This is a genomic window from Gorillibacterium sp. sgz306347 (genome assembly GCF_059735245.1).
In genome coordinates, this window is sequence record NZ_JCAPET010000010.1 from 82,463 (window position 1) to 101,403 (window position 18,941).

An 18,941-nucleotide genomic window follows, 5' to 3' on the forward strand; every position below is an offset into this window, starting at 1 on the left:
AAATGCCAAAGCCGGAGCGGGAAAACGGATTACGATCCGTTTTTCCCCGCTCCGGCTTTTTCGGCGGCGGCTTCCGCCGCTTCCAGGATGATTTCGGCCATTTCCCGGTACAAATCGGGAAACTGGCCGGACGGCAGCGGATGGGTTCCCCTGCCTGCTTCAACCGTGAACCCGGGACGCCCGAACGCCTGGATAAACCAGTCCTTGTATCCCGCATCGCTTCCCGTCAGCACGACCGGCGTGTAAAAGCTGCGCCGCGCCAGCCGGCGGGCCAGCTCCTCCGAGCCGGAAGGCTCCAGGCCCCGGTAGGTATAGTAGATTTCCTGTCCTTGGGTATGAAACGAAAGCACCGTCCAAAACCCGTTTTGACGGGTGTATGCGGCAAGTGCAGCCGCCTCCGGCTCCGAAAGCGGCGCCTCCCCCGACCAGTCGCGCGGACCGGGGCCGGACAGGCCGCGGCGCACCTTTTCCTCCTCCCATCCGGCGGGGAACTGATCGTTCAGATCGACTCCGCGCGCATTCGCTTTCCACCGGCTGAAATCGGGACTGCCAAAGTTCCATTCCAGCAGCTCCCGATAAAGGGGGTGAGCAGGCGAAACGCCCTCCTGCACAAGCTCTACGCCGTCCGGGTTGACCATCGGGACCGCCCAAAGCGAAACCTTTTGCAGCAAAGGCCCGACCGTTCGTCCCCGGAACGGGCGTTTTTCGGCGGCCGCCCGGCAGAGGTCTTCCAGGATGGCGGTCAGCACAGCGGCGGCGATCCATTCGTTGGCGTGAACGGCCGCATTCAAATGGACGCGGGCGGCACCCGAGCCGATGCGCAGCGCCCAAAGCGGCTTGCCGAGAACGCTTGCGCCGATGCGCTCCGCTTCCGCGATGGCTTGCCGCGCGGCGATGCGGCTTACCGCTTCCTCCAGCTCGGGCGGACCAAACACGTAGCCGGGCTCCTCGGGCGAGGGCAGCCTGCGCGGCGGCAGCGAAAGCGCGCTGCCCGGCGCCGGCTCCGCCGCCGCAAGCTGCGGATTCAGCGCCGCCAGCTCCTCCGGCCCGAAGCCGAAGCGCAGCGCAAGATCCGCGGTCCGCTCTCCCGCCTGAACCACATGCCGCCGGATAACCGGATCGGGAATCCGCAGCACGGTTCCCGGCGCCAGCGCGCCGTTCGGGTCCAGCCACGGATTGGCGTGCGCAATTTCGCGCACGCCGACGCCAAAGCGCCGGGCCAGCCGCTGAAGCGCGTCTCCCGGCACTGCGGTATAAGCAAACGCCATATTTCCCTCCTTGTCCTGCATGACGGGGTAATAAACCGGCTTTGGCCGAAAAGCGGAGCCGGATCGTCCGGTACGGAACGAAGGGGAGTTTGAGCCTGAAGGAGCGCTTCAGCACGTCCGCCTTTGGTTTCGGATTTCTTCCGCGCCTAGCGGCTTGTTCGGGAAATCCGAAACCAACAGCGGCCGGAAGGCCAAANACAGCGGCCGGAAGGCCAAATCTCCCCGCAGTGACGCTCCGGACGTTTTCCGGAACGCTCCGCTTTTCTAATCTCTATGCCGGTTAGAAAAACGTCATGCGTGACAGGTCGGAAACAGGCCGGCTCAGAGAATCGACGGCACCTGCCAGACGACCGGAGACGCTTCGATGTGCCGGCCCAGCCAGGCGGAAGCGATCCGCCGGAACAGCTGCCGGTCGCCGCTGCAAAAAAAGCGGTGGATCGCCGTCTGCCCGCCGGATTGGGCCAGCATGTCCCCGTAGGACAAAAGCGCGCTGATCTCCCGCGCCGTCTCCTCCGCCGAGCTGATCAGAACGACGTCCGGGCCGACCACCTCGGAAATGAGCGGCGCAAGAAACGGATAATGGGTACAGCCGAGAATCAGCGTATCGATCCCGGTTTTCTTGAGCGGAGCCAGGGACCGCCTTGCGATGTCCATCGCTTCCGGCGCATCGAACCGGCCGGCTTCGACCAGCGGGACGAATTCCGGGCAGGCCAGACTCACCACCTCCGTTTCCGGAGAGAGCTCCTTCAACGCGTTTTCGTACGCCTTGCTGTTCACGGTGCCTTCGGTGCCGATTATGCCGATGACGCCGCTGCGTGTCGCTTTGATAGCGGAGCGGGCCCCCGGTTTAATGACGCCCACCACGGGAACCTTAACCCGCTCGCGAATGATATCCAGACTGAGCGCCGTCGCGGTATTGCAGGCCACGACGATCATTTTCGGGTCGAATTTCATCAGGTAATCGACAATCTGCACGGTAAAACGAATAACTTCCTCCGCAGGCCGGGACCCGTAGGGAGCCCTGGAGGTATCGCCGAAATAGACGATCTGCTCTTGCGGAAGCTGCCGGAGCACTTCTCTTACCACGGTCAATCCGCCGACTCCGGAATCCAGAAGGGCTATGGCCTGATTCACTAAGCTACGCTTCCTTTGCCTCAAGATGTGGTTTAGGGAACACAGTACAATATGAGCGCTGCGAAAAAAATGTACGAAGCTTCGGCGGCGCCGGACAAAAAGGGCGGAGCCCGGAGGACGCGGCTCCGTTAAAAGTCGGTCAGCAGGCCAAACTCGTATCCTTCCGCCTGAATGCCTTTCAAAATGCGGTCCAGGGCGTTGATGTTGTCCTCCGAGCCTTGATGCAGCAGGATAATGTTTCCGTCGTGCAGCCCGTTCATCACATCGTTATAGGCGTCGTCGGGGCCGTTCTTGCGCGGCTCCCAGTCCCGCATGGCCGTCGACCAGAAAACGGACGTATACCCCATGCCGGTTAACGTCTCCAGCAGCTCCATGCTGTACTTGCCGTAAGGAAAACGAAAATACTTCGGAATGGCCTGACCGGTAATTTCCTTGTACATCGCCTCGTATTCCCGGACCTCGCTCCGCACTTCCTCTTCGGTCTGCGTGGTCATGTCCGTATGGGTCATCGTATGGTTGGCCACCAGATGGCCGTCCGCGATCAGCTGCCGGACAAAATCCTTGTGCTCCCGCAAATTGTAGCCCGCGAGAAAAAAATTGGCCTTTACCCCGTTTGCTTTCAGAGTGTCCAGCAGCTTTTTCGTATCCCCCATTGGCCCGCCGTTGTCAAAGGTCAAATAAACCTTATGACCGGTTCCGGCATAGACGGCCTTCCGGTCCGTCCCGTATTGCGCCGTCTCCGGCGGAAACCCGGGCACGATGCCTTTTCCCTTTTTCATATAATACCAGGACAGCGGCTTTGCATCGGCCGACGCCGCGGGTTTCGCGGTTGCGGAGGGCGCGGGCTTTGGGGTGGGCGCCGCCGTTTTCGCCGGTTCGGTCGGTGCGGCCGGCGCTACAGACGCTTCGTCCTCGGCTTTTGCCGGAGTGGGGGCCGGCGAAGCGCTCTCCGCAGGCGCGGCGGATGCGGCCGTTTCCCCTGCGGTTGCCTGCGGCTGCTCCGTTGGAGCAGGCGAGGCCGAAGCCGAAGGAGATACCGGCGCGGCGGATGCGGACGGGGACGGCTGGGCATCCCAGGCGGTTTCAACAGTGCAGCCTGCCAAAGCGGCGGCAAGCAGGACGGCGGCCAAAGCCGGCTTTTTCTGAATGGTCACGCGGTCAGTCCTCCTAAACGGTCGTCATGCTGTTTACTTCGACAGAAACAGTCATATTTCCTGTATGACGCAGGAACAGGCGCCCCGTTTCCTCTGCCGTGTGAGCGATTGGATTTTCGCCGGGCCGTGGGGTAAAATCGGGGTGAAGAGGTTCCCATCCCAGCAAGAAGGAGATATTGCCCATGCCCAAGTATAAAGCCGGCATTATCGGCTGCGGAAATATTTTTCCGATGCACGCGGCCTCCATTCTTTTGACGGATATTGCCGAAATCGCGGCGGTTTGCGACAGCAAGGAAGACCGCGCGAGACAGGCGGCGGAAAAGTACAACTGCAACTATTATACCAGCTACGAAGAAATGTTCGAGAAGGAAGAGCTGGACGTCGTTCACATCTGCACGCCCCATTACCTGCACGCGCCCATGACCTTGTACGCCGCCGAACGAGGCGTTCACGTCCTGACCGAGAAGCCGATGAGCATCAGCACGGAGGACGGCCGGGCCATGGTCGAAGCATGCGAGAAGAACAACGTAACCCTTGGCGTTATTTTTCAGAACCGGTACAACCCGGGGTCTCAGCTCATCAAAAATGCGATCGAGGATGGAAGTCTCGGCCAGGTGCTGGGCGCGAAATGCCTGGTAACCTGGAACCGCTCGGACGACTACTACGGCAAAAGCGACTGGAAAGGCACCTGGGACAAGGAAGGCGGCGGCGTACTGATCGACCAGGCCATTCACACGATGGATTTGATGCGCTGGTTTGTCGGGGACGAAGTGGAATACGTGGACGCGCAAATCGGAAACCGGGCGCACGAGAAAATCGAGGTCGAGGACAGCGTCGAAGGCGTCGTCAAGTTCCGGAACGGCGTGTTTGCCGGTTTTTATGCGATCAATTATTACAGCTACGACGCGCCGGTGGAAATTGAAGTGCACTGTGTAAAGGGCACCGCCAAAATGGTCGCCGACCAAGCCACGATCCATTACAACGACGGCACCACGATCACCCGGGACAAGAACCCGGGCGAAGTGGTCGATTACGGCGAAGGCGTGAAATTCTATTGGGGCGTCAGCCATTCGAAGCAAATCCGCGATTATTACCGGGCCATTGAGGCCGGTACGACCCCCTACATCGACGGAAGAGAAGCGCTCAAAACCCAGGAAATGATCGCGTCCATCTACCGCTCGGGCAAAGAAACCAAACGGATTTTTCTGAACGGCTGATTCCCGTTCCCTTTCCTCCAAGGATCGCTCCCGGACTTTTGCCCGGCGGCGGTCCTTTTTCATTTTTTTCACAGCGGGCTGGAACCATTTTCCGATTGGCGCTGTCTACCTTCTTGAAGCCCCTTTTCGACATGATCTGACCACGCCGTTTCGATGTTTTTTTCATCCGCCTTTTGGAAAACACCCTGCCATATGGAGCTGACTCATGAGCAAACAAGCGGTTTCCCGCAACCAAAACGAATGCTTCCCCGAGCTGGCCGCTTCCGGGGACCTTTTTACGAGCGTTTTAAACCGGTTTCTGGTGAAATTTGTCGCCGTTGGCGACCCGGTGTATGTCCTCCTGCTCAAAATACATCATATGGAGCGGATCAACGCGGCATACGGCTATGAAGGAGGAGACCGTCTGCTGCGGCTGGTAGCGGACGAACTGAACCGGCTTTTGCCGGAAGGCTCCATACTCGGACGCTCGCCCGGCAGCCATTACGGCATCGCGGTCGGCGGCCGGTACAGCCTGGGAAATGTCCTGCAGCTGGCCTGGCATCTCGGCAACCGGTTGTCCCGGCTGGATACGACCCGGGCTTTGCAGGAAAAGCTGTTCGTGACAACCTCCATCGGCATCAGCTTATACCCCAATGACGGCGCGAACGGCGACGCTCTGATCCGGAAGGCGCAAAGCGCTCTGAACGCCGCCTGCCGCGAGGGCGGCGGTCTGGTCAAGGTGTACCAGCCCGAAATCGAGGAAAGCGAGGAAAAGCGGATTCGCCTCGAGTCCGAGCTGGCCGCCGGTCTGCTGAACCAAGACTTTTCCCTCTATTACCAGCCCGTCTTCGAGACTTCGGCCGGGCGTATTCTCGAGGCCGAAGCGCTGCTTCGCTGGCGCCGACCGGACGGCGAGGTTTGTGAGCCGGCGCATTTTCTGAAAACGGCCGAAGACACGGGGCTGATCGTCCCCATCGGCAACTGGGCGATACGCGAAGCGTGCCGGCAGCTGGCCGAATGGCGGCAGCACGGATACGCCATTCCGTCCGTTTCGGTCAACGTGTCCACCCGCCAGCTGATGAACCCGGGCTTCGTGGCGACCGTTGAATCGGCGCTTGCGGAGTTCGGCCTTTCGCCTGCTCTCCTTGGTCTGGAATACGCCGGGCAGGATACGCCGATGCACCCCGCCGCCTTCTCCGCCTTGTCGCGCCTTGCAGCCAAGGGACTCCGCATCACGCTGGACGATTTCGGCTCCGGACCGCTTCCTCTGCTGGCGTTGGGATACGGAGGACTCTCCGCGGTCAAGCTCGGCAGACCGCTGATCGAATCGTTAAGAGAGGGAAGCGCGGAAGAGGTCATTGCCCAATCGTTTATTCAAACCTGCCGGGAGCTGGCGATAAGCTGTCGGGCCAAAGGCGTTGAAACGAACAGGCAAAAGGAGCTTTTGCAGGTCTACGGCTGTTCGGAAATGCAAGGGTATCTGTTCGGCGGTCCGCTTCCTCCAGAGGATATGACGGCGCTTCTCCGCCGGAACGGGTAACTCCCGGCAGGCCGGTCCGTGTTATACCACCCCACAACATGGCAAAGGGCGAAGACCGCTCCGGTCCCCGCCCTTAGTTTGAAGCATCCCCGTATCCGCCCGCCGACGCTTCGTTTCCCTAAATGTTTTCCGCTTGGCCTAAAAACTCCTTGTCAAACGGCTCGGTTTTGCCGTCTTCGACAGCCGATACAGCCGCGGCGGTTTCCTCGTCCGCGTGCCGTGCTTTCCAGTTGCGGAATTCCTCCACCACCGCAGCGCCCGCGTCCTTCGCTTTTCCGGTCCACTCTGCGGTATGCGTCCCCACGGCTTGCGCCAGCTCACGGGTTTTCTCCGTCACCTTGCCGGCCTGCTCCGCAATATCCGCCCGAAGCTCTTTGCCGGGTTTAGGCGCAAACAAGAGTGCCGCCGCCGCCCCGAGAGCCGCTCCAACCGCCGCTCCGATTAAAAACGATTTGCCATTCCCTTCTGCCATGCGAACACGCTCCTTTGGTTACAGGCCTTCGCCGATCCGGCTGCCGTTAGCCCCGAAACCGGGACGAATGCCCAGTCTTTCTAACAGTATAGTGGCCTTGGCGCCGGTTTGACACAATAAAATGGGCGATTAAATCAAAACCGGCAATGCCTCTCCCGTCTCCACGACGACAAAGCGGCGAATCTGTTCGCAAAAAAGCTCCAGCAGCGGCGGAAGCTCGTCCAGCAGCGGATGCGGCTTGGTCCGGTCCAGCTCCGTATATCCTTGCACCAGCGGCTTGCGCAGCCGTACCAGCTCCTTCAGACAGGGAACAAGCGAATGCTCCACCGCCTTTTCGTCAGCCAGTATGTCGATGATATCCTCGTAGCTCCCCGCATCCCGCAGAACCAGGCCGTCGATCAGCAAACTGCCAATGTCCGTTATGGCCTCCACGGCCAAATGAAGCACCCGTTCCTGCGCATAAGCGCTGACGGTTTCCGCGTTCTTCCAGTTGCCCCGCACTTCGGCGGAAACTTCGCCGAGCCGGCCCAAAAATTGCAGACAGTCCGTTAACCGCGCGCGGTCGATGCCGTACATGCCGATTCCCCCTCTCTATTTCCGCAGCGCCGCGAGCAGCGCCCACCGGCGTTCGGACCGGCGTTTGTATTTCGGAAGCGAACGGTAAACCTCCACCGCTTCCCGGTAAGCGTCCTTCGCTTCCCCATTGCGGCCCAACCGGCCGTAGATTTGTCCGAGCCGGTAGTATGCCTCGCAGGACGACGTGTTCAGCTCGCGGAACCGGTTCAGGTAACCGGCCGCCTTGTTGGCGTCCTGCTCCGCATAGGCTTCTCCGAGCCGAAGGTACGGGTCTCCGTACGCAACCCGCGGATTGAGCTCCAGACTGCGCAGCAGCAGACGTTCTCCTTCGGCCGTGTCTCTTTGGGCGAGCCGGCAGATCCCCAGCTCGTAATAGATTTCGGCCGAATCCTCCATGATTGGCAGAATCTCTCGGAGATACGTCTCGGCCTCGGAATATTTCTTCTTTGCAATCAGCAGGCGCGCCGCTTCAAGCTTGGAGCCGGTGTCGTGCAGGTGAGTGCGAAGGTGGCGCCTTAGCTCGCGCAGCCTGGCGCTCCGTTTGAACGGAGCGCTGATGCTCGGAAAAAGGCCGATGAATTTCCGGTCAATGAAATAATAGACCGCCAGCAGAATAAGCAGGGCGAGAAGCGGACTTCTGGTCAGCCATGCCAGCAGGCCGAAAAGAAAAAACTTGCTCACGGAATTCCCTCCAGCAACAGGTTTCTTTGCTCCAGTTTACCATACATCGGCCGTTTGCACCCGCCCTTCGGAAAACACGGACAGCACAAAGAGAAGCTCGCCCGGGCAAGCTTCTCTCTGTTCGCAACCGTCTACTGCAAGCCGGCCAAACCGCCGGCAATCGCCGGGTCGTTTGCTATGGCGGCCAGCAGCCCTTCCCGGGTAAAGCCGCCGCGCTGCGGAAGAGCCGACTCGTCCGATAGCTCATTGCCCGCGTCGCGGTATGCCTGGTGAAGGGGGTTATCGTACCAGTCCAGCTCGTAATCCGCGTCATTGTAAAGCAGCGTATCCAGCCGGAACCTTCCCGGACCGTCCGCGGCCACGATCGCCGACAGTGCGGTTCCGTCCGTCAGCACCGCTTTAATTTCGGCCATGGTCCGGCCGTCCTTTTCGAGCGTCCGCACCCACTGCAGCGATTGAATCTGCCCCATCCGTAAACGCTCCTTTCGTTGCTTCGCGCGTCTTTCCGTTAGGGTCGCCCATTAAGCCGAAATCCAACCAAAAAAAGCCGGCATCCCCCTGTACGGGAAATGCCGGCTTTCCGGTTGCGTTTAGTCGCGCCAGGAAGCGGACCAGTCTTTGTACTGGCGCTCCGCCTCGTCCTTCGTGTGGCCGTGGCGCTCCTGGATTTTGCCGATCAATTTATCTTTTTCGCCGGCAATAACATCCATGTCATCGTCGGTCAGTTTTCCCCATTGCTTTTTGGCTTCGCCTTTGAGCTGGTTCCATTTTCCTTTGAACACATCTTCGTTCATGTTGAGCATCTCCTTCTCTATACTGGTTTCGATGCGCGCATTTATCATTACCCCCCCGGCGGTTTTATGAAACGAAAAAGCTCCCCGGGGGGGAGCTTAGTAGTAGAGCGCGTCAAGCACGGCGCCGTCTTCGCCCAGCATCAAGCGGTAGCTTTCCGCCCGTTCCGTATGGAACTCTCCGTCGGGTGCCGAAGCCAGCGCCATTTTCTCGTGCCATTCGCACATCTGCCGGATATACGCCGAGGGGTTGTTGCAATAGACGGGCATGCAGGGCCGTTCTTCTGTCATCTGCCATCCTCCTTGTTGTGCTGAAATTGGATTCCTTAGCATATGCGGAAACGGTTGAAAATCTGCATGGTTTTTGGAACGCACGGCATACTACGGGAAACCGGACAAGGAGACCCGAACCTGAAGCGCCAAACTTTACACAGCCTCGCTCTCCTGTAGCCGGGAAGGACGAGGCTGTTCATTTTTCCTTGCCAAATTACTATATTTAACTTATAGTTGATTTAATCTTAATAATAAAAGGTGATAGTTGATGGATGATTTGGATTACAAAGTTATTGATGCATTAATGACGAACGGCCGTATGACCTGGGCCGAGCTCGCCGGCCTGCTGGGTTTATCCTCGCCTGCCGCCGCCGACCGGGTCCGGCGGCTGGAGGAGCAGGGCGTGATTCAAGGCTACACCGCGCGTATCGACGCGGAGTCCATCGGCTGTCCCTTGTCCGCCCTTATTGCGGTCACTCTGGACAAGCCCGAGCACCGCGCCGCCTTTTTGCGCAAGGTGGAGGAGATGGACGAGATTCAGGAATGCCATCACACGGCGGGCGAAGAGGATTATTTGCTGAAAATCCGCTGCCGGGGCACACGGGATCTGGAGCGCATCATCAGCCAGGAATTGAAGGAGCTCCCCGGTCTGCTGAAAACAAAAACAACCATTATCCTGAGCACGGTTAAGGAAACCTCGCGTCTTCCCCTTCCGGAGCGGAGGCGCTGACATGGCTGCCCTTTCCCTGGTTGCAGCCGGCTTCGGATTCGGCCTTTCCATCGCAGCTCCGCCCGGCCCCGTCTCGCTTTTGTGCATCAACCGTACGCTGAAGCACGGCTTCCTTCGCGGTTTCGCAAGCGGGCTTGGCGTAGCGTCGGCCGATGCCTGCTACGCCGCCCTGGCCCTCGGAGGCCATCGCCTTCTTTCGGCGTGGCTTCTGGAGTACGCCACCGGGCTTCAGCTGGCGGGGGCACTGCTTCTTATCGGCCTCGGCGTCAAGGGGCTGCTGCCTGCCCGGGGAAGCGGCCCAAAGAAATCCGCCAAACCGGAGGCGGCCGCCGGCAGCTTTGCTTCCGCTTTTGCATTCGCCTTGTCCAACCCCTTCACCATCCTCTCCTTTCTGGCCTTCGCCGCCGCACTCGGAACGGCCGGCCCGGCAGCGGGCGCTCCGCTCGTCGCCGGTATTTTTTTCGGATCGGCGGTTTGGTGGCTCGTGCTTGCCCTCCTGATAAAAGCCGTCCGCAAGTCCGTTTCGGAAATATGGCGGGCCCGTTTGAACGCCGGCTCGGCCTGGCTGATTGTCGGAATGGGGGCCGTATTGCTCTTAAAGGCCATTCTTAACTAACCTGAAAATAACGCAACGTCATAGTCTGTGGTGCCCGCCAGGGCATGGGCGGCTAACGGTTGCCACAGCGCTTATTCGCCCCAAAAAACCCTGTTTCCATTTCTAACGGTTGTGGGAGAGCTTATTTGCCCCAAAAAGACCAAAATGCCCCCTCTCCGAGCCAAATAAGCTCCGTGGCAACCGTTAGATTTTGAAACGTCTCGTTTTAAGCCAAATAAGCTCGCTGGCAACCGTTAGAATTTGTCCGGCCCCTTCCGGCGCCCCATGACCAAAACCTCTCGGTGCGTGATGGACATTGGACCACGGCATAGCCAAAAAATCCATCCTGAAACAACGCAACTTTAGTTTCATTTTCTGTGGTGTCCACCAAGGGCATGGGTGGCTAACGGAGGAGGTCCAACTTGTTCAAATTGTCTCACCGGCCTTATCCGCCGGTAAACCGCTCGTCTTGGGGAAGGTCAAACCGGCCGCGGAAATCCGCCGGCTTGCGGGGCAACCGTATGTTCACCCCGCTCCGCCTGTTCATCGCGGGCCATTTCGTTTCCCGTCTGGGCGATGCCCTCTATGCTTTCGCCATTCCCTGGCTTTCCTATCAGTGGACCGGCTCGGCGCTTGTGATGAGCTCGCTATATGCGGTGAGCGTCCTGCCCATCGTTCTGTTCGGCCCTTTCGCCGCCGTTTTCGTGGACCGCTGGAACCGGAAAAAGCTGATGCTGGCCATCGACCTGATCCGCATGGCGATCATTGCGCTGATTCCTTTGCTGCAAGCCGCCGGCTGGCTTCAGCTCGGTTTTCTGTATGCGGCGGGGTTCCTGATGTCCATTCTGACGATGACTTATGAAGTCGCCATCACCGCCGTCACCCCGGATCTGGCGGGAGACCGCCTGACGGCCGCCAATTCGGCCATTCAGACCGTCAATCAGCTGGCCGATCTGATCGGTCCGTCCGTAGCCGGTTCTTTGACGGTGCTGCTCGGAGTGGTCAACATTCTGTGGCTCGACGTCTTCTCGTTCGGTCTCGTGCTTCTGGTGCTGCTCCGCCTTCCCACCGGCCGGGCGAATCCCGGCGCGCGGAGGCCGGTGCTGAGCGAGATGCGCGAAGGATTCGGCTGGCTGATCCGGAATCCGGTCAATGCCAGCCTTTCCGTGCAGGCCGCAATCGGAAACTTCGGCTACAGCGCCGCTTTTTCGGTGCTGACGTATTATCTGCTCGATGTGTTCCGGCTTGATTCAGGCTATGTCGGGTTCAGCTCCTCTCTGCTTGCGGCGGGAGGCGTCATCGGCAGCCTGGGCATCGTGCTGCTGGACAAACGGTTCCAGAGGGGCCGCCTGATTCCCGTGCTGCTCGCGGTCGGCGCGTTCGGTTTTTTTCTGGCGGCGGCTTGGCCGGTCTGGTACGCCCCTGCGATCGGCTTTGCGCTCGTCGCGGCCTGTAACGTAGCCTGGTCGGTGATCGCAGCCTCGGTGCGGCAGGAGACCGTGCCGTCGCATCTGCTCGGCCGGGTGCTGGGCTTCTCCCGCGTCATTACCCGGACCGCCATGCCGGCCGGAGCTTTGTTGGGCGGTCTCATCAGCGAGGCGTATTCCCCCGTCTGGGTATTTGCCTTGGCCGGCGCCGCCAAGCTGGCGGAAATCGCCCTTGCGCTGCTGACGCCGATCCGGCGGCTCTGAACGAAAACAGGCGCCCGCGCGAGTGCGGAACGCCTGCCTGCAGCCCGGCGGAATCGGCCGGGCTCTCCGTATGACTTCCGGCCGGCTCCCTTTATTTCTGGGCGTCGGCCTTGATTTTTTTGAGCCGCTTCATGGCGTCGTTCGCGCCGCGGCCAAAGTAATCGTGCAGCAGCGTATACTCCTGATACAGCTTTTCGTATACGGCAACATTCTCCGGGATCGGTTTGAAGGATTCCTCGCGGACCCGCGCCATTTTTTCGGCCGCTTCCACGATGGTGTCGTATCCCCCGTTTCCGGCTCCCGCCGCCACGGCGCCGAACATCGCCGCTCCGAGGGCGGGCGTTTGCTTGGAGGCCGCGACCTTGATCTCCCGGCCGGTCACATCCGCGTAAATCTGCATCAGCAGCCGGTTTTTTTGCGGAAGGCCGCCGCAGGCGTAAAGCTCGTTGACCTCGACCCCGTTCATATGGAAGGCGTCGACGATCTTGCGGGTGCCGAAGGCGGTCGCCTCCAGCAGCGCCCGGTAAATCTCTTCGGGCTTCGTGAGCAGCGTCAGCCCGAGAATGACCCCCGTCAAATCCGTATCAACCAGCACCGAACGGTTTCCGTTCCACCAATCGAGCGCGAGCAGCCCGGTTTCGCCCGGCCGGTATGCGGCCGCGCGCTTCTCCAGCCAGGTGTGAACGTCCGTGCCTTCCCGCTCGGCCGCTTCCTTTACGGAAGCAGGAACAGCCTGCTCGACAAACCAGGCGAAAATATCGCCGACCGCCGACTGCCCCGCTTCATAGCCGAGATACCCCGGGATGATGCCGTCCTCCACCACGCCGCACATGCCTTCGACCGGCTTTTCCTCCGTGCCGAGCAGCATATGGCAGATGGAGGTGCCCATGGCCATCACGAGCTTGCCGGGGCCGGTCACGCCGACGGCCGGAACGGCCGCGTGCGCGTCCACGTTGCCGACGGCCACGGCGGTGCCGGGCCTGAGTCCCATCCGTGCCGCCATGGCCTCGGTAAGGCCGCCCGCTTTCGTGCCAAGCGGCACCACGTCTCCGCGAAGCTTCGTTGCGGCAAGCTCTTCGAGCCGCGGGTCCAGCGCGGCGAAGAACGCCGGGCTCGGATAACCTTCCTGCTTGTGCCAGATCGATTTGTAGCCCGCCGTGCAGCTGTTCCGCAGCAGGTTCCCGGTCATCTGGCCGATCACCCAATCCGTCGCCTCGACAAACCGGTCCGCCCGCTCGTACAGCTCGGGCGCTTCGTCAAGGATCTGCCACGCCTTGGCGATCATCCATTCGGACGATATTTTTCCGCCGTATCGAGGCAGAAACGCTTCCCCTCTCCGCTCCGCCGTCTCGTTGATCCGGTTGGCTTCGCTTTGCGCGGCGTGGTGCTTCCACAGCTTCACCCAGCTGTGCGGGTTGTCCGCCAGCGCCGGATCGAAGCAGAGCGGCTCGCCCTTCCCGTCCACCGGCAGCATGGTGCAGGCCGTAAAATCGATGCCGACGCCCACTACGTCCGACGGGTCGACGCCCGACAGCCGGAGCGCTTCCGGAACGGAACGCGCCAGCACCTCCAGGTAGTCGCCCGGATGCTGGAGCGCCCAGTCATGCTCCAGCTTGACGCCCGAGCCGGGCAATTCCTCGTCGATAACGCCATGGGCATAAGGCGTCACATGCTCGGCTACTTCCGTACCGTCCGCCAGATCGACCAGCACCGCACGGCCCGATTCCGTCCCGTAATCGATTCCGATCGCATACTTTTTGCTCATTTCCGGTTCCCCTTTCTCCATCCACTCAGGTTTGTCCGTAATACGCGTTTGCTCCGTGCTTGCGCAAAAAATGACGGTCCAAAAGCGACGGGTCTATCGGATTCAGCGAGGGGTTAAGCGCATAGGAGCGGTACGCCATTTTGGCCACCTCTTCCAGCACGACCGCGTTGTGCACGGCGTTATGCGGGTCGGTTCCCCAGCAAAACGGAGCATGGCCGTGGACCAGCACCGCCGGAATCCGCATGGCATCGGTCTCGGGACCGGCTTGCCGCGCTTCTACCGTCTCGATGATCACATGTCCGGTTTTCAGCTCGTAAGCGCCCTGAATTTCCGCTTCCGTCATCGGCCGGGTGCACGGAATTTCCCCGTAAAAATAATCCGCATGCGTCGTTCCAAGCGCGGGAATGCCGCGGCCGGCCTGCGACCAGGAGGTCGCCCAGGAGGAATGGGTATGGACGATTCCGCCGATCTGCGGAAACGCCTTGTACAGCGCCAGATGGGTCGGCGTATCCGAGGACGGCTTGTAATGCCCTTCGACCACTTGCCCGTCCAAATCCACCACGACCATGTCTCCGCTTTTCATCGCTTCGTATTCCACTCCGCTCGGCTTGATGACGACGAGCCCGCTCTCCCGGTCGATACCGCTTACATTTCCCCACGTAAACGTCACCAGTCCGTGCCGGGGCAGCTCCAGGTTGGCCGCCCATACGGTTTCTTTCAACAGCTCCAGCATTTGCTTGCCTCCTTCCCTTCTCATTCATTTTACACTTGTACGTACATTTCAACAATAACTATTCTTTCCTCAGGCAAAAGGCGGACAAGTGGACGTGCGCAAAACAAGCTCCGGGCTGTATACGCGGTCTTCCCGGGGGGCTCCCGGTTCTTCGATCATGGCTAACAGCAGGTCGGCCGCTTGTACGCCCATGTCCAGCTTCGGATGCGTGAGCGAGGTCAGCTTGACTTCGGTGGCGGTGGCCAGAAACGAGTCGTCAAAGCTCACCAGCGAAAGCTGTTCCGGCACGGACAAGCCGAGAAGCCGGACCGCCTCCAGGAGCCGGACGGCCAGCTCGTCGTTGTAGCACACAATGGCCGTCGGCCGGTCGTGCTCTTGCTCCAGCATGGCATAAGCCGTTTCAAACGGTTTTTCCCCTTTGGCTTCGGTGTCGTACTGCACGACAAAGCGGGGATTCAGCTCCGTCCCGTGCTCCCGGTGGGCGCGAATAAAGCCTTTCAGCCGGTTCACGCCCTGCATGTCGTCCGTTTTGAAAAAGCCGGCGATTCGCCTGTGGCCCAGCTTCAGCAAATGGTCCGCCGCCAGAAAGCCGCCCTGCTCATCATCGGTTTTGATGGCCGGGCAAGTCAGCTCGCCGTACCGCTCATGCAGCATCAGATACGGAATGCCCCGGTTGTCCAGTTCGAGGAAGTAGGGCAGGTTCGGGTTGCCCAAGGCGCTTTTGGTCGGCTCGATCAGGAGGCCGCGCAGCGGGTGGCTCATCATGCTCTCCAGGCATTCCCGTTCTTTGGTTTTGTCGTTGTCCGTGCTGGCCAGGAGCAGCCGGTAGCCTTTTTCGCGCAGTGCCGCTTCGGCCCCCCGTACGATCAGCGGAAAAATATAATCGGAGATATACGTCGTGACGACTCCGATGGTTTGCAGGTCCTTCGGCTCCGCCGCCGCTTCGTTGACAAACGTGCCTTTGCCCTGCACGCGGCGCAGGCGGCCCTCCTGGACCAGCGCACCGATCGCCTGGCGCACCGTCTGGCGGCTGATGCCGTATTGTCCGGCGAGGTCGAATTCGGGAGGCAGCATGTCGCCGGGCTTCAGCTCGCCGGAGCCGATGCGGGCGGCGATTTCTTTTTTGAGCCGGATGTGCTTCGGTTCGGATTTGGGCATGAGGCGCTTCCTTTCGCGGGTGCGGTGAAAACCATCGGGCTTGCGGATCGTTCTTTTGGAAGCAAACAAATTAAAAAAACAATTCGGATTTTCACTTTTCGGATTAAACAAACTATTCAAAAACCGGCAGACTGCGGGCCTACGGATCGTTCTTTCGATCGCTGTTGTTTTTGGAGGCTCCCGATTGAATATAAGCAGAAGAAAGCCCCCGAAAACAAAGGCGAACGCTGATGCTTCTGCAGAACGATCCGGGCCCTCCGCCCACTCGGTTAATAGAGTTTTCTGCAATCCAAACCGTGCACCTGGATTGTATTTTTATTTGGTGCGCTTCCATAAGTAACTACAAGTACTCTGCCTGCCCGCCGGTTTCACCCGTTTATTTTATTTTCATAGTAACAAAATCTTTGATGTACGTACATCTTTCGCTGTTTACGTTTGGAAAACAGATATGGAGAACAGACAATAGTAACCAAACCGTGCTTTGCCATAACGTCAAGCTAACTTTCATTTTCTCATATTGCGCTCCGCTTAGGCAAAAAACAAGGCGGTCCATTGCGCTCGGCCGCTTTTTGAGGTAAATTAAACCTAAATGAACTTATATGAACACATTTAAACAAAGGAGTGTACACAATGGAAATCCGTTATGCCAATCACCCCGATCAAGTGAAGAAGATGGACACGGCGGAGCTTCGCGGCAGCTTTTTGGTAGAGACCGTTTTTGTTCCCGATCGGGTTACGCTCGTTTACACGCATGTCGACCGCTTTATCATCGGCGGAGCGCAGCCGGTCAAGGAGACGCTCAAGCTGGACGCGGATAAAAAGGAAATGGGCGCCGACTTTTTCCTGGAGCGGCGCGAGCTCGGGATTATCAACATCGGCGGAAAAGGCACGGTAACCGTGGACGGGGAAAGCTACGAGATGGGCGCCAAGGACTGCCTGTATGTCGGGCTTGGCGCCAAGGAAGTCTTGTTTGCAAGCGAGCAGGCGGACCAGCCGGCCAAGTTCTATTTCAACAGCGTTCCGGCGCACAAAACCTACCCTACCGTAAAAGCCGCGATCAGCGATGCCAATCCGCGCCATCTCGGCAGCCTGGAAACGTCCAACGAACGGACCATCTACCAGTATATCCATGAGAACGGGATCAAAAGCTGCCAGCTGGTGATGGGCCTTACGATGCTGAAGCCCGGCAACATGTGGAATACCATGCCCGCTCATACGCATAACCGCCGGTCCGAAATGTACTTCTACTTTGATATGAAGTCCAGCGCCGTTTTTCACTTCATGGGCGACCCGGCCGAAACCCGGCATCTCGTCGTGCAAAACGAACAGGCCGTCATTTCCCCGAGCTGGTCGATCCACAGCGGCGTCGGGACATCCAACTACACCTTTATCTGGGGCATGGCAGGGGAAAACCAGGCGTTTGACGATATGGACGGCGTAGCCATCACGGACATGCGGTAAAAACAGCCGCGACGCAAGACAACGAACATGACTTGAACCGGTCAGGAATGGATGAAGCCAAATGAACCCTTTGCGCAGACACGAAGCCATCATGGAAATGCTGCTGGAGCGAAAAGAATTGAGTGTGGCGGAGATCAGCAGCGCCCTTGAGGTAACCGGCAAAACCATCCGCGAGGACCTGGCCAAGCTGGAGGAAAAAGGATTGCTGCTCCGCATCCACGGTGGCGCCATGCTGGCCCAGGGCGACCAGCTCGGTATTTTATCCGCCAAAGTGCCTCCTTTGAAGCATCGCGAGGAGAAGCATGAGCTCGCCGAGCTCGCCCTCCGGCACATCGCGGAAGGCGACATCATCGCTCTCGACGGAGGCACCACCACGCTGGAGATCGCCCGGCGGCTGGACAATGCGCCGCTGACGGTTGTGACAAACGATGTGTTTATCATCGGCGAACTGGCGGCCAAACACGAAATCCGGCTGGTCGTCCCCGGAGGCTGCCGGGTGCGGAATATGCTGACCGGGCCGGAAGCCGTTTCGGCGGTGCGCATGCTGAATATTCAAAAAGCGTTTCTGTCCGCCACCGGGGTGCACGAGGAATTCGGATTTTCCCTCTATACCGGGGACTTGCTCGATTTCAAGCGTGCACTGCTGGAAGCCTCCCAAACCGCCTATCTGGCGGCGGACCATCACAAATTCGGGCAATGCGCCCTGCGGACCTTCGCCGGTCTCTCCGATGTCGCGGCTATCCTGACGGACAGCGGATTGCCGGATGAAACAGCCGAACGGTTCCGCAAGGCAGGCGCCGTCATTGAAATTGCAGGAAAGAAGGATGACCGATGAACGTATTCGATTTGACAGGTAAAACGGCGCTTGTAACCGGCGCTTCCGGCGGGCTTGGCCAAGGAATGGCGCTTGGCCTCGCAGAAGCGGGCGCCGACATCGTGAGCGTCTCCTATACGGGAAGCGACGAGACGGTAGCTGCGGCGGAAGCCCTGGGACGCAAAGCGATGCAAATTACTGCCGACCTGAGCCGCGAAGAGGAGCTGGAAGGCGTGGTCTCCGCCGCGCTTGAAGCGTTCGGGCGGATCGACATTTTGGTGAACAACGCGGGGATCATCCGGCGGACGCCCGCCGCCCGGCACAGCTGGCAGGATTTCCACGACGTGGTCGACCTGAACCTGAAATCGGTTTTCTTCCTGAGCCAGCTCGTCGGACGGCATATGCTGGAAAGGGGCAGCGGCAAAATCATCAGCGTCGCCTCCATGCTTTCGTATCAGGGCGGCATTAACGTGCCGGGCTATACGGCGAGCAAGCACGGCGTCGCGGGCATCACCAAGGCGCTCGCCAACGAATGGGCTTCGCAGGGCATCCAGGTGAACGCCATCGCGCCGGGCTACATGAAAACCAACAACACGGCGCCGATTCTGGAGGACGAAGCCCGTACGCAGGCGATCACCGACCGGATTCCGGCCGCTCGCTGGGGCTTGCCCGAGGACCTGAAAGGCCCCGTGGTTTTCCTTGCGTCCGCTGCGTCCGATTATCTGAACGGCCACGTGATGTGTGTCGACGGCGGCTGGATGGCCCGCTGAGGCGGAGGCAGGCATTATAAGGAGGTTGTCCCCAGGTCAAATGCGGCCGGGACAACCTCTTTTGTGTTCCCGAGTTCCGGGTGCGCCTGCCTGTTGCAGACAGCTCGTTTAGAAAAACCAACAAAAAACCGGACGCGCA

At 59.6% G+C, this 18,941-nt stretch carries 20 protein-coding genes; 8 read left to right on the forward strand and 12 right to left on the reverse strand.

The features are described from left to right. Positions 1–29: 29 nt before the first annotated feature. The 3 genes from AC6I6H_RS07825 to AC6I6H_RS07835 all read right to left on the reverse strand — a co-directional run bounded on the left by AC6I6H_RS07825 (position 30) and on the right by AC6I6H_RS07835 (position 3,556). A complete protein-coding gene (locus AC6I6H_RS07825; RefSeq protein ID WP_497953182.1) occupies positions 30–1,268 on the reverse strand; it encodes a M14 family metallopeptidase in 1,239 nt (412 codons plus the stop codon). A gap of 321 nt (positions 1,269–1,589) precedes the next feature. Next, positions 1,590–2,402 (reverse strand): glutamate racemase, encoded by an 813-nt coding sequence (racE, locus tag AC6I6H_RS07830; protein ID WP_497953183.1) that lies wholly within the window; start codon positions 2,400–2,402, stop codon positions 1,590–1,592. Between the two features lie 128 nt (positions 2,403–2,530). Next, a complete protein-coding gene (locus AC6I6H_RS07835) occupies positions 2,531–3,556 on the reverse strand; it encodes a polysaccharide deacetylase family protein (RefSeq protein WP_497953184.1) in 1,026 nt (341 codons plus the stop codon). A 182-nt stretch (positions 3,557–3,738) separates the two neighbouring features. On the opposite strand from AC6I6H_RS07835, the gene AC6I6H_RS07840 reads away from it, so the two are divergent. Next, complete coding sequence (locus tag AC6I6H_RS07840; protein ID WP_497953185.1) at positions 3,739–4,773, forward strand: Gfo/Idh/MocA family protein; 1,035 nt, start codon at positions 3,739–3,741, stop codon at positions 4,771–4,773. Between the two features lie 205 nt (positions 4,774–4,978). Beyond that, positions 4,979–6,292, forward strand: a complete 1,314-nt coding sequence (locus AC6I6H_RS07845; RefSeq protein WP_497953186.1) for a putative bifunctional diguanylate cyclase/phosphodiesterase — start codon at positions 4,979–4,981, stop codon at positions 6,290–6,292. 118 nt (positions 6,293–6,410) lie between these two features. Here AC6I6H_RS07845 and AC6I6H_RS07850 read toward each other — a convergent pair whose 3' ends face one another. The 6 genes from AC6I6H_RS07850 to AC6I6H_RS07875 all read right to left on the reverse strand — a co-directional run bounded on the left by AC6I6H_RS07850 (position 6,411) and on the right by AC6I6H_RS07875 (position 9,103). After that, entirely contained in the window at positions 6,411–6,764 is a 354-nt protein-coding gene (locus tag AC6I6H_RS07850) for a YtxH domain-containing protein (protein ID WP_497953187.1), read from the reverse strand. 129 nt (positions 6,765–6,893) lie between these two features. Next, on the reverse strand, positions 6,894–7,340 hold the full coding sequence (locus tag AC6I6H_RS07855; RefSeq protein WP_497953188.1) for a DUF86 domain-containing protein: 447 nt from the start codon (positions 7,338–7,340) through the stop codon (positions 6,894–6,896). Positions 7,341–7,355: 15 nt separating this feature from the next. Beyond that, the gene (locus AC6I6H_RS07860; RefSeq protein ID WP_497953189.1) at positions 7,356–8,021 is read right to left on the reverse strand and encodes a tetratricopeptide repeat protein; all 666 of its coding nucleotides are present in this window, start codon (positions 8,019–8,021) and stop codon (positions 7,356–7,358) included. Between the two features lie 131 nt (positions 8,022–8,152). After that, on the reverse strand, positions 8,153–8,491 hold the full coding sequence (locus tag AC6I6H_RS07865; RefSeq protein ID WP_497953190.1) for a hypothetical protein: 339 nt from the start codon (positions 8,489–8,491) through the stop codon (positions 8,153–8,155). A 120-nt stretch (positions 8,492–8,611) separates the two neighbouring features. Continuing rightward, positions 8,612–8,815, reverse strand: coding sequence for a CsbD family protein (locus AC6I6H_RS07870; protein ID WP_497953191.1), 204 nt, complete (start codon positions 8,813–8,815; stop codon positions 8,612–8,614). Positions 8,816–8,911: 96 nt separating this feature from the next. After that, entirely contained in the window at positions 8,912–9,103 is a 192-nt protein-coding gene (locus AC6I6H_RS07875) for a hypothetical protein (RefSeq protein ID WP_497953192.1), read from the reverse strand. 250 nt (positions 9,104–9,353) lie between these two features. Between AC6I6H_RS07875 and AC6I6H_RS07880 the strand changes: the two genes are divergently transcribed. From AC6I6H_RS07880 to AC6I6H_RS07890, 3 genes are all read left to right on the forward strand, one after another. Beyond that, the gene (locus AC6I6H_RS07880) at positions 9,354–9,815 is read left to right on the forward strand and encodes an Lrp/AsnC family transcriptional regulator (RefSeq protein ID WP_497953193.1); all 462 of its coding nucleotides are present in this window, start codon (positions 9,354–9,356) and stop codon (positions 9,813–9,815) included. Position 9,816: 1 nt separating this feature from the next. After that, positions 9,817–10,431, forward strand: a complete 615-nt coding sequence (locus tag AC6I6H_RS07885) for a LysE family translocator (RefSeq protein ID WP_497953194.1) — start codon at positions 9,817–9,819, stop codon at positions 10,429–10,431. Positions 10,432–10,832: 401 nt separating this feature from the next. Beyond that, on the forward strand, positions 10,833–12,101 hold the full coding sequence (locus AC6I6H_RS07890; protein WP_497953195.1) for an MFS transporter: 1,269 nt from the start codon (positions 10,833–10,835) through the stop codon (positions 12,099–12,101). 91 nt (positions 12,102–12,192) lie between these two features. Here the strand turns inward: AC6I6H_RS07890 and AC6I6H_RS07895 are convergent, their stop codons facing one another. From AC6I6H_RS07895 to AC6I6H_RS07905, 3 genes are all read right to left on the reverse strand, one after another. Further along, positions 12,193–13,866, reverse strand: coding sequence for a ribulokinase (locus AC6I6H_RS07895; protein WP_497953196.1), 1,674 nt, complete (start codon positions 13,864–13,866; stop codon positions 12,193–12,195). 25 nt (positions 13,867–13,891) lie between these two features. Further along, complete coding sequence (gene araD, locus AC6I6H_RS07900) at positions 13,892–14,599, reverse strand: L-ribulose-5-phosphate 4-epimerase (protein ID WP_497953197.1); 708 nt, start codon at positions 14,597–14,599, stop codon at positions 13,892–13,894. Positions 14,600–14,668: 69 nt separating this feature from the next. Then, on the reverse strand, positions 14,669–15,757 hold the full coding sequence (locus AC6I6H_RS07905; RefSeq protein WP_497953198.1) for a GntR family transcriptional regulator: 1,089 nt from the start codon (positions 15,755–15,757) through the stop codon (positions 14,669–14,671). Positions 15,758–16,387: 630 nt separating this feature from the next. Here AC6I6H_RS07905 and kduI point away from each other — a divergent pair. The 3 genes from kduI (at position 16,388) to kduD (ending at position 18,802) form a co-directional block, all read left to right on the forward strand. Further along, positions 16,388–17,218, forward strand: a complete 831-nt coding sequence (kduI, locus tag AC6I6H_RS07910; protein ID WP_497953199.1) for a 5-dehydro-4-deoxy-D-glucuronate isomerase — start codon at positions 16,388–16,390, stop codon at positions 17,216–17,218. 61 nt (positions 17,219–17,279) lie between these two features. Continuing rightward, positions 17,280–18,053 carry a DeoR/GlpR family DNA-binding transcription regulator gene (locus AC6I6H_RS07915; protein ID WP_497953200.1) on the forward strand — a complete coding sequence of 258 codons (774 nt, stop codon included), beginning with the start codon at positions 17,280–17,282 and terminating at the stop codon, positions 18,051–18,053. Further along, complete coding sequence (kduD, locus tag AC6I6H_RS07920) at positions 18,050–18,802, forward strand: 2-dehydro-3-deoxy-D-gluconate 5-dehydrogenase KduD (RefSeq protein ID WP_497953201.1); 753 nt, start codon at positions 18,050–18,052, stop codon at positions 18,800–18,802. Before AC6I6H_RS07915 ends, kduD begins: the two co-directional genes overlap by 4 nt. Positions 18,803–18,941 lie beyond the last annotated feature (139 nt).

What these genes read in the sequence shown, in the direction of transcription:
- AC6I6H_RS07825 (WP_497953182.1), bottom strand. Translation starts at nt 1,268, where the DNA reads ATGGCGTTTGCTTATACCGCAGTGCCGGGAGACGCGCTTCAGCGGCTG.
- AC6I6H_RS07840 (WP_497953185.1), top strand. Translation starts at nt 3,739, where the DNA reads ATGCCCAAGTATAAAGCCGGCATTATCGGCTGCGGAAATATTTTTCCG.
- AC6I6H_RS07845 (WP_497953186.1), top strand. Translation starts at nt 4,979, where the DNA reads ATGAGCAAACAAGCGGTTTCCCGCAACCAAAACGAATGCTTCCCCGAG.
- AC6I6H_RS07850 (WP_497953187.1), bottom strand. Translation starts at nt 6,764, where the DNA reads ATGGCAGAAGGGAATGGCAAATCGTTTTTAATCGGAGCGGCGGTTGGA.
- AC6I6H_RS07855 (WP_497953188.1), bottom strand. Translation starts at nt 7,340, where the DNA reads ATGTACGGCATCGACCGCGCGCGGTTAACGGACTGTCTGCAATTTTTG.
- AC6I6H_RS07865 (WP_497953190.1), bottom strand. Translation starts at nt 8,491, where the DNA reads ATGGGGCAGATTCAATCGCTGCAGTGGGTGCGGACGCTCGAAAAGGAC.
- AC6I6H_RS07870 (WP_497953191.1), bottom strand. Translation starts at nt 8,815, where the DNA reads ATGAACGAAGATGTGTTCAAAGGAAAATGGAACCAGCTCAAAGGCGAA.
- AC6I6H_RS07875 (WP_497953192.1), bottom strand. Translation starts at nt 9,103, where the DNA reads ATGACAGAAGAACGGCCCTGCATGCCCGTCTATTGCAACAACCCCTCG.
- AC6I6H_RS07880 (WP_497953193.1), top strand. Translation starts at nt 9,354, where the DNA reads ATGGATGATTTGGATTACAAAGTTATTGATGCATTAATGACGAACGGC.
- AC6I6H_RS07885 (WP_497953194.1), top strand. Translation starts at nt 9,817, where the DNA reads ATGGCTGCCCTTTCCCTGGTTGCAGCCGGCTTCGGATTCGGCCTTTCC.
- AC6I6H_RS07895 (WP_497953196.1), bottom strand. Translation starts at nt 13,866, where the DNA reads ATGAGCAAAAAGTATGCGATCGGAATCGATTACGGGACGGAATCGGGC.
- araD (WP_497953197.1), bottom strand. Translation starts at nt 14,599, where the DNA reads ATGCTGGAGCTGTTGAAAGAAACCGTATGGGCGGCCAACCTGGAGCTG.
- AC6I6H_RS07905 (WP_497953198.1), bottom strand. Translation starts at nt 15,757, where the DNA reads ATGCCCAAATCCGAACCGAAGCACATCCGGCTCAAAAAAGAAATCGCC.
- kduI (WP_497953199.1), top strand. Translation starts at nt 16,388, where the DNA reads ATGGAAATCCGTTATGCCAATCACCCCGATCAAGTGAAGAAGATGGAC.
- AC6I6H_RS07915 (WP_497953200.1), top strand. Translation starts at nt 17,280, where the DNA reads ATGAACCCTTTGCGCAGACACGAAGCCATCATGGAAATGCTGCTGGAG.
- kduD (WP_497953201.1), top strand. Translation starts at nt 18,050, where the DNA reads ATGAACGTATTCGATTTGACAGGTAAAACGGCGCTTGTAACCGGCGCT.